This is a genomic window from Kandleria vitulina DSM 20405 (assembly GCF_000702065.1).
Classification (GTDB): domain Bacteria; phylum Bacillota_I; class Bacilli_A; order Erysipelotrichales; family Coprobacillaceae; genus Kandleria; species Kandleria vitulina.
On the sequence record NZ_JNKN01000048.1, the window covers coordinates 1 to 10,323 of the forward strand.

The following is a 10,323-nucleotide window of genomic DNA, read 5'->3' on the forward strand; positions in this document are numbered from 1 at the left end:
GGGGCAGGTTACCTATGTATTCCTCACCCGTTCGCCACTGGAATCCGAAGATTCCCGTTCGACTTGCATGTATTAGGCACGCCGCCAGCGTTCATCCTGAGCCAGGATCAAACTCTCCATTGTCTATCAATGGAGCCATCTTTTGGCTCTTGTTAATTGCTTGCTTGTTTTATTTGCGAGTGTTTTCTCACTCATCTATTTGACGTGTTTCTGTTCAGTTTTCAATGTTCAGGCCACTCGGCTCTCGCTGAGTGCTCACTTATATTATCATCACCTCTCCTCTTTGTAAAGCATTTTTTTCATAATTTTTTTAAAAATCTCTCAGATCGCCATTTTGGGCTATTTAAAGCGGTATTCAGAGCCTATTGCTTGCTTTTTTATTCTTTGTCATAAAATAAAAAAAGATGGAGAATCATCTCCACCTTAATTTATGTCATATTACTTTACTTCCATGACTTTCTGGCCATTGTAAGAACCACAATGTTTGCATACTCTGTGTGGTAAAGTGAATTCACCACATTCAGGACAAACGATAACAGTAGGTGCTGTTAATTTGTCATGTGTTCTTCTTTTGTTTCTTCTTGTACTAGATACTCTTCTAAATGGTACTGCCATAAGTATTACCTCCTCTTATTCCTTGTTCTTAAAATAATCTTTTAGCTTTGCTAGCCTTGGATCAATAGGATTGTCTTCTTCATTCGCATGAACATCTGACTCATCAAGGACTTGCCAGCCTTTTCCAGTGCGCGTTAGTTCAGCACCTTCCTTGACAACTCTCATTGGTACTACCATCATGATTTCCTGGAATACCACAGGTGTCAAATCGGCTGTGTCTTTCTTAGCCTCAATGACATCCTCATCTTCGTCAGGCTTGTAAAAGGCAAAGATTTCTGTTTCGTCTAGTTCAAACGGATACTCCACCGGTTCCGATGAAATAGCACAAGGAACAATCATAGTGCCTTCAACGTGAAGTGTTACATATAATCTTTGATCAGCTTCAAAGAAGTGACCGTGACCAGAAACCCTCACACTGTCTTTCAATCCATTGATTTGAGATAAGTTATAGAACATTTCTTTTGGAAATGTAAGACTCTCTTCGAAATCAAATTGTCCATTCTTTTGTTTAATTAGCCAATTAAGACTCCACTTCAAGATTATCACCTCTATAACTCGCATAACACATTATATAGAAGAAGTTTTTGTAAGTCAATGGAAAGATGAACAAATTTCCAATGATAATTTCTTTATTTTTTTATGAGTCATGTTAAACTATTTTTTGAGGTGATTTTATGAAAATATTAGGCATTGTCGCTGAATACAACCCATTCCACAAAGGACACCTTTATCATTTAAAGAAGGCCCAGGAAATAGTCAAACCAGATCTTACAATAATAGTGATGTCTCCTCAATTTGTACAACGTGGAGAACCAGCAATTATATCTAAATGGATCAGAAGTCGCATAGCTATTGAAAGTGGTGCAGATATCGTTATCGAACTGCCAACAATCTATGCTGTAGAAAGTGCTGACTACTTTGCTAAAGGAGCAATGACCCTCCTTCATGAAATGGGCATTACCGATTTACTCTTCGGAAGCGAAAATGGTGATATTGAACAATTTATCGAAATTGCCAATACTATAGAAAATCATCAGGAACAATACAACACTGCCATCAAGGAAGCTATGGATCAAGGTCTGCGCTATCCTGACGCCTGCAACCGTGCTCTATCTTTATTATTAAATAAAGAAGTAAAAACCCCAAACGATCTGCTTGGATTAAGCTACGTTAAAGAAATCATTCATAATCATTATGATATAAGGATGCACTGCATCAAGCGTACAAATGATTATCATGAAGAAAAGCTTCAAGAGATTGCCAGTGCAACATCATTAAGAAAAGCGCTGCACGCTCATATCGATGTCTCATCACAATTACCGGGTTATCAATATTATAAAGATGAACATCTCTATAGCTTCTCAGAATTTTTTCCTTATCTAAAATATACAATCTTATTTAATGAGCAGCTTTCCTCTATTCATCTTGTAGATGAAGGAATTGAAAACCTCTTAAAAGATACAATAAAGAAAACTGATAATATGGAAGATCTCATCAATAGATTAACATCAAAAAGATACACACGTTCTCGTATTCAGCGTATGCTTGTACATATCTTATTAAACAATAAGAAAGAAGACGTTCCTGCCATGATGAAAATTGACTATATCCGCCTCTTAGCTTTCTCTAAAAAGGGACAACTTTATATTAAGGAACAGAAAAAGCGAACTGATTTTAAGATCATTGCTAATATTTCTAAACATCAGCATCCCTCATTAACCTTAGAATATAAAGCTGCTACACTTTTATCACTTATATACGGTGACGCTCATACTGAGATTTCTTCGATACCATATCATGAATAAAAACAAAAGGACATTCCTGGGGAAGGAATGTCCTTTTAATAAGGCAACTTAATGAGGAGTATTGGATAAATGAACGCGATTTTCAAATTCATCAATTACCTTATTTACATTTTTACGACCTCTATAAAAACCAAGCCCAAAGGTTAAGGTCGAGAGTACTCCCACAAAGACAAGCAGATAACCGATGATTGCAATAACCAGAGATGCTGAAGCATACATATAGGCAAGCAGCACACCAATTGTCGAGATGAGGAAGGATAAACTGAGCCAGCGCTGTACGTTCTGTAGCATATGTTTCTGATAAGCAATCTCTTCCATATAGGCGTTGTATAATCTCTTGTCCATGTTTGAATCTCCTTATTATTAATATTTTAAACCAGGATTGAAGAATCCACAGAGTACTCCTAAGAATGCGATAACAACTAATAATAACATAACCTTGATAGGTGAAATGTTCTTTTTAGCCATTAACCACCAGCAGAATACGATGAATACACCAGTAAGTAAACCAGGATATACACCATCTAACTGATTCTGTAAATTTAAGTATTCTTTACCACTAGCATTTTTTAATGAAATAGCAGTAGTGATAGGTACCCATGATGCAGCTACCGCACCAATAACCATAGCACCTAAGCATCCAATTGCTTTTCTTAATGAATTTCCAACTGGACCAACTAAGAATTCTACAGCTTTTCCACCTAATTCATAACCTTTATAGTATGCAAACTTCATACCAAAGTAAGCAAGTAAGTTCCATACAACAATGTAGAAGATGGCACCAATTGGGCTACCTCCACTTGAAAGACCCATTGATACACCAAGAAGGATTGGAATCAATGTACCTACGATTAATGAATCACCGATACCAGCTAAAGGACCCATTAACCCTGCACGTAAACCGTTGATAGTTTCGTCATCAACTTCACCAGACTGATTAGCACGTGCTTCTTCTAAACCAGCTGTGATACCAACAACTAATGCCCCAATCTGAGGTTCAGTGTTGAAGAATGCTGTATAAGTATTCATAGAACGTTTCTGATCTTCTTTGTTGTCATAAAGATCTTCAACGATTGGTAACATAGATGCAAGATAACCGAATGTCTGCATATGTTCCTGAGTAAAGCAAGTTAAGTTACCATAATACCAATGATGGAAGGAACGAGATAACGCCTTTTTACTAATTTTCTTTTCCATAATTAAATGTCCTCCTCTTCTTCATCATCGATGGCATCTACAGCAACAGTTTTTCTCTGTTTGATCATTTCTAATTCATAGTAGATAACCGCAAAGATCATTGCGATGACTGTACAAGAAACTAAGTTTAATCCTAAAGATTTTGCAAGAGTAAATCCTACGAAGAATGGGATAAAGTCTGTAGCTTTTTCTACAATCTGTTTTAATAAGATAGCAATCCCGACACATGGTAATAACTGACCAACTGTGAATAGTGTTCTCATTGGAATACCATCCATTGGTAAAGCTGTCTTTAATGCAGTAACGGCATCTGCACCGAAACGGCATAATAATAATGTAGGAATAAATGAGAATAAGAAATGTGAGATCCAAGGTAATCCCCAGTCTACTAAGTATACTTTATGGAAATCTTCATTTTCGATAGCCTTCCATCCAATGTGCTGCCATACCAAGTTTAATGTAGCAGTACCATAGAATAATACTGTACCTAATGTACCTACTAGAGTACCCATTGAAGTAGCCATGCTCTTTGCATTGCCAGATAATGGATCAATACCCTGAGATTTAATAGCAACCATCGCAAGTGGAATACCGATATAAGAGATAGCTCGTACATCAGCTGAAACTGTTCCACCAGGTGTTACTAATGCGATGTAAACAACCTGTAAAGCTAAACCACAAATAATACCTAATCTTAAATCACCTAAGATAAGACCACACACAAGTCCCCCTACTAAAGGACGCCCTAATGTGTAGTTACCAATAGATGTACCACCTAGACCTGGCATAGATGCTAAACAAGCAAATAGACCAAGCAAAGCAGCCTGTAACCAACTAATTGTCATAATTTTTCTCCCTTTTCTTTAATTTTATGTTAAAAGCCAAATTTTCCTTTGAAGTCATCCCATGTACCAATAGATACATCAGGAACTAAAGAAAACTTCACTTCATAACCAGCTTTACTGATAGCTTCAAAAGCTTCAGCTTCTTCCTGAGTAATAGACTGATTATTTCCTAATTTCACAGCACCAGGTCTATCATTACATGGACCAACAATTACTGTTTTTACATCTCCAGGAACAAATCCTTCATCCACAAGTAATTCTTTCATATCAAGTGGGTTCTTAGTAATTAAGAAATATTTATCTTTACTATTTGTAACCTTTTCTTTAACATCTTTAAAATGTTCTTTAGTCCATACAAAAGTCTTCTTATCAGAAGCACTCTTATATGCCTGTTTTAAAACTGTATTTGATGCTGCTGCATCATTAACTGCGATAAGTCCTGTACAAGGATATTCCTTAGACCATCTTGTTACTGTCTGACCATGAATCATACGGTCATCAATTCTTACGAAACTAATTGCCATTTTTTATTCTCCTTAAATATCGTCTTCTTCATCAGCATCTTCTGCTGTTGCTTTAAACTGCTGTAAAGCAGTAGTTGCTTCACTTACAAGTGTTGTTGCCAACGCATCTCCATCAAGCGCATCTTTCATAACTGCGGCAGTTAATGCCATAGGTAAATTCATTCCCCCAACAACTACAGTTGATTCCAATCTGTTCATTTCACCTAAAACATCTAATGCAGTAGTTAATGGTGATCCACCAATAATATCAGCTAACAATACCATTTCATCTTCGGCCTGAATTGGTGAGATTGCTTCTTTGAACACTTCTCTAAATTCAGCTGCAGACTTTCCGTTTTCTAAACCAGTCGCAATAACTTGGTCCATCTTGTCTCCTGCAAACATTGCAAGAGAAGATTTTAATCCAGCCGCAAAACCGCCATGACTAACTAATACCAAATATTTCATTATCTCTCTCCTCTCATGTTGTACCTATATTCTATACAAGAATGAAAGCGCTGTAACGTATCAAACGTCATGAAGTGTTGATGATATTTATCATGTTAGTATGTGACATTTGTCATCACGAAAAAGTTGATTATTACATCAAAAAAAGCAGTCATTTGACTGCTTTATAATAACTTTTGAATATTCTGATGAATTTGTGATAGATCCGCATCCAAGCTGTTGTTAGCTAATGAAAGGGTTACAAGATAATCTGCTGTTTCCATGACATGAGCATACTTCTTAAACTTAGGATACGCAATTGTCTGCTCCATGATTGTATTAATACGCTGTGCTGTCAGTTCACTTGGTCCAAAACCATTTCTCTTAAATAGATTATCAGTAAAAGAATCATTCATGACCTCTCTTACCGGTGAAGCACCCTGTGACTGTTCTAGAATCAATTGCTGAACATCAGGATCACTGCAGATCATTTTCAAAAACTTCCAGGCAGACTGCTTATGATTAGATCGAGATGATAATCCAATTAAAGCTGTTTTCATCTGATAGGCCGCATTGCTAGTAGAAGTAGGCATAGAACGACAGCTCCAGCTGAAGGTAGAATACTTGGCTACACGATAAGGATAAGGCTTATAAGTTCTATATTGTGCCAATGTCATTGGCATAAAGGCTACCTTCCCTTTATCAAAGTCTTCTGAGCTTACTTTTATATTCTTATTAAGGTGTGTGATCTTACTTAACATCGCAAACGCTTTTTTTACCTTTGATGAATTAAAATAAGATTTTGTTCCTTCTTCATTAAATAAAGAAATTCCATATCCCGCGATAACATCTTTCCATGTATAATCACAGACTCCAAATTGATCTAATACTCCATCATGATCTGTATCCTTAGTGATTTTATTGCACATGTCATAGAATTCTTCGATAGTCCAATGATCTGGTATCGTAATTCCTTCTTTTTTTAATATGTCCATATTAACGCACATCATCACTGGATTACTAGAAAATGGCAAAGCGTATACTTCATGATTGACAACGCCAGCATCAATAGCTGAATCAAAGAAGATATTGGTATTAAAACGATCTTCTTTTACAAGTCTATTAAGATTATCAAGTGCACCTGTACTTAATAATAAGTTAAAGTCATCATCTGGTACGACAAATACATCCGGCTGTTTTCCTTGAACAATCAATTCTGATAACCAGGAAGAATAATCAGACTTGGCAATACCAGGTTCATACTTCACCTTAATTGTAGGATTCTCTTTTTCAAAATTCTTGATAATACGATCAAGCAGCTTATAGCTAGTAGGATCAGGCACATCCCAGGGACTTCCTACATACGTTCCTAACGTGATCGTAATGACACGTTCTGGATTATTCCAATAGATAAATGAAGAAAAACAAGCTAAAGATATAATCCAGATAACGATCGTTTTCTGATGACTTTTGATCATATTAATCATCAGGAATCTCCTTCATAGTTACACCAGTCTGCACAGCCCATATAGCAAGCTGAGTACGATCTCGTAAAGAGAGCTTAGATAAGATATGAGAAAGATAGTTTCTGACAGTCCCTTCTGATAAGAAGAGCTTAGAGGCAATCTCTTTATTTGATAAGCCATTGCCGATTTGCTGAATGATCTTCCATTCCATTGATGTAAGATCATCACAATTATGTTCATCTACCTGAATTGTATAATTGGACTGTGCCATTTTAGAGAAGAGCTTAAAAACCTTTGTCGCAATATCTGGGTTGATCATAGCTTTCCCACTATGAACAGTCTTGATTGCATGAACAAGTTCTTCCATCGATACCCCTTTAAGAAGATAACCTGAAGCACCATACTTTAAAGCACTGAAGACAAAATCATCATCATCGAATGTTGTTAAGATAATAATCTTGACTGAAGGATATTTCTCCTTGACTTCTTTAGTACAGACAACGCCATCCATACCTGGCATACGTATATCCATAAGAATAACATCGGGTAATTCTTCCTTGATAGCATCGAGGACTTCAAAGCCATTTCCTGCTACTCCTGTTAATGATAAATCAGGCTGTGTAGATAATACAATCTGAAGAGATTCTCTAATAAGAGCCTGATCATCTGCTATTAGTACTTTTATCATTTTTATCCTCCCCTTTTACCTTAGGGATCATGGCCATTGTTCTAAATCCCTGATCTCCTATATATTCTACACTCCCGCCAATCATGGCAAGACGTTCTTTCATTTGTTTTAAGCCATAACCATATGTAATATGTTCTGAACCAATACCATCATCCTGAATGATAATATAGTAGCACTGTTCCGTATTGAACAGATTGATTTCTACATTTTTAGCATGACCATGTCTTAAAGAATTCGTAATTGACTCCTGAATCATTCTGAAAAGAATATCTTCTTTCGTATTATCGAAGTCAATATAATCCCACTCATAATAAAGTGAAATATTCAATTTAGATAGTTCACGATATTCATCAATCATCTTTATGATTGCATCCTTAAGAGTACGATCTTCCAATGCTCCAGGACGAAGTTTATTAAGTGAACGACGAACATCACCGATTCCTTCACGGATGACACCACTGACTATCTTTAACTGCTGTTTAGTACGATCTACATCACTATCAATAAGTACAATACAGGCATCTACACCTGCTGCAATACCCGTCAATGCATGACCCAAGGTATCATGAATTTCCCTGGCAATTCTCTTTCTTTCTCTGTCTTCCGCTATTTTTTCAGTTAGGGCAACATAGCTGTTTAATTCTGTATTAACTTGGGATACCATATCTAGTTCTTCTTTGATATGACTCTGTTCATCCAAAGATGTAATCAAATAAGTAATCAAGAATAAAATGAAGAGCACCATATTCAATGAATCAATAAAACTTCTAAAGAAAGAAATAGATACTCCAGTAGCACGAGGCATAAAGCGAATATAGACATCAAGAGAAGGCATCTTCATGATGGTAGAAATCAATGAATAATTTGAAAGCAGCAACATGCCAAAACTTATTCCTAAAAACCATAGCCAATACTTATTATCTCTTGCATTGTAGATAATATCCGCAAAGACAAACAGTATGATTCCATTATAACAATCATAAAGCAAATAGAGAATTGCCATCATCAATATCATCTCTATGAAAGTAAGAAGATCCTTGCTGACACGATGCCTTTCTTCTAGATCAATTCTAAAATACATCACCATTAACAAGATGCTAAAAGAACCTACTGACGCAAAGAATGTATAACCTGGTGAACGAGGAATACTGCCGATACTTTCAATAAGTGAATGTGATAACCCATTAACTACAATATATTTTGTAATAAAAAGGAACAAGAACGCATTGTAGATAACCGCCACAAAATTCAAGAGAATCAAAGATTTTCTAAATAATCCTATATGTCTGTCATTAACCGTATCCATTATTGCCACCCCGATAAATCATAATCTGAAATATTATTCTTGCCAACAAGTGATACTGGCACGATAACCTTAGCTGACACATTCTTCTTTTTTATTAGACGATAAGCATTATTGGCAGCTTTCTTCCCCATCATCAGCGGAGACTGTGCCGCTGTATAATAGCGTCCATTTGTATCATTGATCAGTTTCTTCATATCCGGTGAACCATCAACACTATAAACCATGAATGATTGATGACTCTTCGCTTCTTCAATAGCTGCCAATGCGCCTAGTGCACTAGGATCATTCAAGGCCATCAGGACATCAAAATGAGAATGTCTTTCAATCATGGCCTTCATCTTAGGCATCGCAATTTCTGTTTGGCCAGAACAATCTTCTCGATCAATAATCTGATATTCAGGATGATTATTGATTGTATCAGTAAAGCCTTTAATACGATCGACAGCTGACAAGGCTGCGAGATGTTCTAGCAACAGAATCTTTGCACTCTTAATATTTTTCATCATATCTTTAGCACAAAGCACACCAGCGTTATAGTTATCAGAAAGGATTGTACAATCTATAAACTGGTCTTCTTTTAACTGACTATCTACTACAATGATAGAAATCCCTTTTCTCTTTAGCTCTTTTAACTTATTGATGATTCTATCATCATTACCATCAACAGGATTGATGATCAGCACGTCAATATGCTGCTGTTCAAAATGATCTAATTGTTCTAATTGCTTTTCAACACTCAATAATGGATCTCTTGTAATAAGAATATCATTATGTTCATCAGTAATCTTTTTTACTTCTTCATGTATAGCATCATAAAACGTATTATTCATTGTCATATATGTCTCCCCTATACGATGCTGATGAGCATGAATAGGATTGTTTACCACAAAGGCATAAAGTCCTGCTGTTATTGCTATTACAAAAGATAAACCTATAAGCCCACTTCTCTTCTTCATGACATTCCCTCTCTTCTTCTCATTATTATACGTCATTTTTTATTATATTCATTAAAAAAAATAAAAAAATGTCTCCATGTTCAAAAAACTAAGGATTTCTCCTTAGTCTTTATTTCCAAATATTTGTTGGACAAGGCTTCTTCTTTAGTGAACTACCACCCACCTAAAGGTAGGTGGCTTCTAAGAACCTGACGGTTCTATTTAAGAAGTTTGATATTTAAGTTTCCACCCGACAAGTCAGGCAATCCTTATTCTTACAGGCGTGTCCACTTCGCCTCTACCGTATAGGATGTTAACATCCACAACGCTACTTTTACGCATGATGTTCAATGCGCCATTAACATCCGCATTGATTATTTTCCCGCTTGCGGTTTTATATTGCCCTCTGTGTATTCTTTTGCCGCTAAACTGATATTCTCTTGGATTATCAGCACTGTAAACAGGAATGTCATCTCTATCCCAGAATGATGATTTTGATGTATAGGACTCTTCCTG

Annotated in this window: 13 protein-coding genes and 1 rRNA gene; 1 reads left to right on the top strand and 13 read right to left on the bottom strand. The window is 36.2% G+C overall.

From position 1 onward, the window contains the following. The 3 genes from T513_RS0108775 to T513_RS0108785 all read right to left on the bottom strand — a co-directional run. A 16S ribosomal RNA gene (locus T513_RS0108775) occupies positions 1-123 on the bottom strand; the annotation flags it as partial. A gap of 315 nt (positions 124-438) precedes the next feature. Further along, positions 439-615: a 50S ribosomal protein L32 gene (rpmF, locus tag T513_RS0108780; protein WP_029070964.1), complete on the bottom strand. Its 177-nt coding sequence runs from the start codon at positions 613-615 to the stop codon at positions 439-441. Between the two features lie 15 nt (positions 616-630). Beyond that, the gene (locus T513_RS0108785; protein ID WP_236700999.1) at positions 631-1,161 is read right to left on the bottom strand and encodes a YceD family protein; all 531 of its coding nucleotides are present in this window, start codon (positions 1,159-1,161) and stop codon (positions 631-633) included. A gap of 128 nt (positions 1,162-1,289) precedes the next feature. Between T513_RS0108785 and T513_RS0108790 the strand changes: the two genes are divergently transcribed. Beyond that, positions 1,290-2,420: a nucleotidyltransferase gene (locus T513_RS0108790; protein WP_031589804.1), complete on the top strand. Its 1,131-nt coding sequence runs from the start codon at positions 1,290-1,292 to the stop codon at positions 2,418-2,420. Between the two features lie 48 nt (positions 2,421-2,468). On the opposite strand, the gene T513_RS0108795 is transcribed toward T513_RS0108790, so the two are convergent. The 10 genes from T513_RS0108795 to T513_RS0108840 form a co-directional block, all read right to left on the bottom strand. Further along, positions 2,469-2,765, bottom strand: coding sequence for a hypothetical protein (locus T513_RS0108795; RefSeq protein WP_029070961.1), 297 nt, complete (start codon positions 2,763-2,765; stop codon positions 2,469-2,471). A gap of 18 nt (positions 2,766-2,783) precedes the next feature. Then, on the bottom strand, positions 2,784-3,617 hold the full coding sequence (locus tag T513_RS0108800) for a PTS system mannose/fructose/sorbose family transporter subunit IID (protein WP_199849361.1): 834 nt from the start codon (positions 3,615-3,617) through the stop codon (positions 2,784-2,786). Between the two features lie 2 nt (positions 3,618-3,619). Next, on the bottom strand, positions 3,620-4,462 hold the full coding sequence (locus tag T513_RS0108805) for a PTS mannose/fructose/sorbose/N-acetylgalactosamine transporter subunit IIC (protein WP_029070959.1): 843 nt from the start codon (positions 4,460-4,462) through the stop codon (positions 3,620-3,622). A 29-nt stretch (positions 4,463-4,491) separates the two neighbouring features. Continuing rightward, on the bottom strand, positions 4,492-4,986 hold the full coding sequence (locus T513_RS0108810) for a PTS sugar transporter subunit IIB (protein WP_029070958.1): 495 nt from the start codon (positions 4,984-4,986) through the stop codon (positions 4,492-4,494). A gap of 12 nt (positions 4,987-4,998) precedes the next feature. Then, complete coding sequence (locus tag T513_RS0108815; RefSeq protein ID WP_029070957.1) at positions 4,999-5,433, bottom strand: PTS sugar transporter subunit IIA; 435 nt, start codon at positions 5,431-5,433, stop codon at positions 4,999-5,001. A gap of 164 nt (positions 5,434-5,597) precedes the next feature. Further along, the gene (locus tag T513_RS0108820; RefSeq protein WP_031589806.1) at positions 5,598-6,899 is read right to left on the bottom strand and encodes an ABC transporter substrate-binding protein; all 1,302 of its coding nucleotides are present in this window, start codon (positions 6,897-6,899) and stop codon (positions 5,598-5,600) included. Beyond that, positions 6,892-7,566: a response regulator transcription factor gene (locus T513_RS0108825; RefSeq protein WP_029070955.1), complete on the bottom strand. Its 675-nt coding sequence runs from the start codon at positions 7,564-7,566 to the stop codon at positions 6,892-6,894. Before T513_RS0108825 ends, T513_RS0108820 begins: the two co-directional genes overlap by 8 nt. Beyond that, positions 7,541-8,872 carry a sensor histidine kinase gene (locus T513_RS0108830; protein WP_031589807.1) on the bottom strand — a complete coding sequence of 444 codons (1,332 nt, stop codon included), beginning with the start codon at positions 8,870-8,872 and terminating at the stop codon, positions 7,541-7,543. Before T513_RS0108830 ends, T513_RS0108825 begins: the two co-directional genes overlap by 26 nt. Next, the gene (locus tag T513_RS0108835; protein WP_031589808.1) at positions 8,872-9,828 is read right to left on the bottom strand and encodes a sugar ABC transporter substrate-binding protein; all 957 of its coding nucleotides are present in this window, start codon (positions 9,826-9,828) and stop codon (positions 8,872-8,874) included. Before T513_RS0108835 ends, T513_RS0108830 begins: the two co-directional genes overlap by 1 nt. A gap of 237 nt (positions 9,829-10,065) precedes the next feature. Beyond that, the coding region (locus T513_RS0108840; RefSeq protein WP_238551739.1) for a transposase at positions 10,066-10,323 on the bottom strand (258 nt) is incomplete at its 5' end.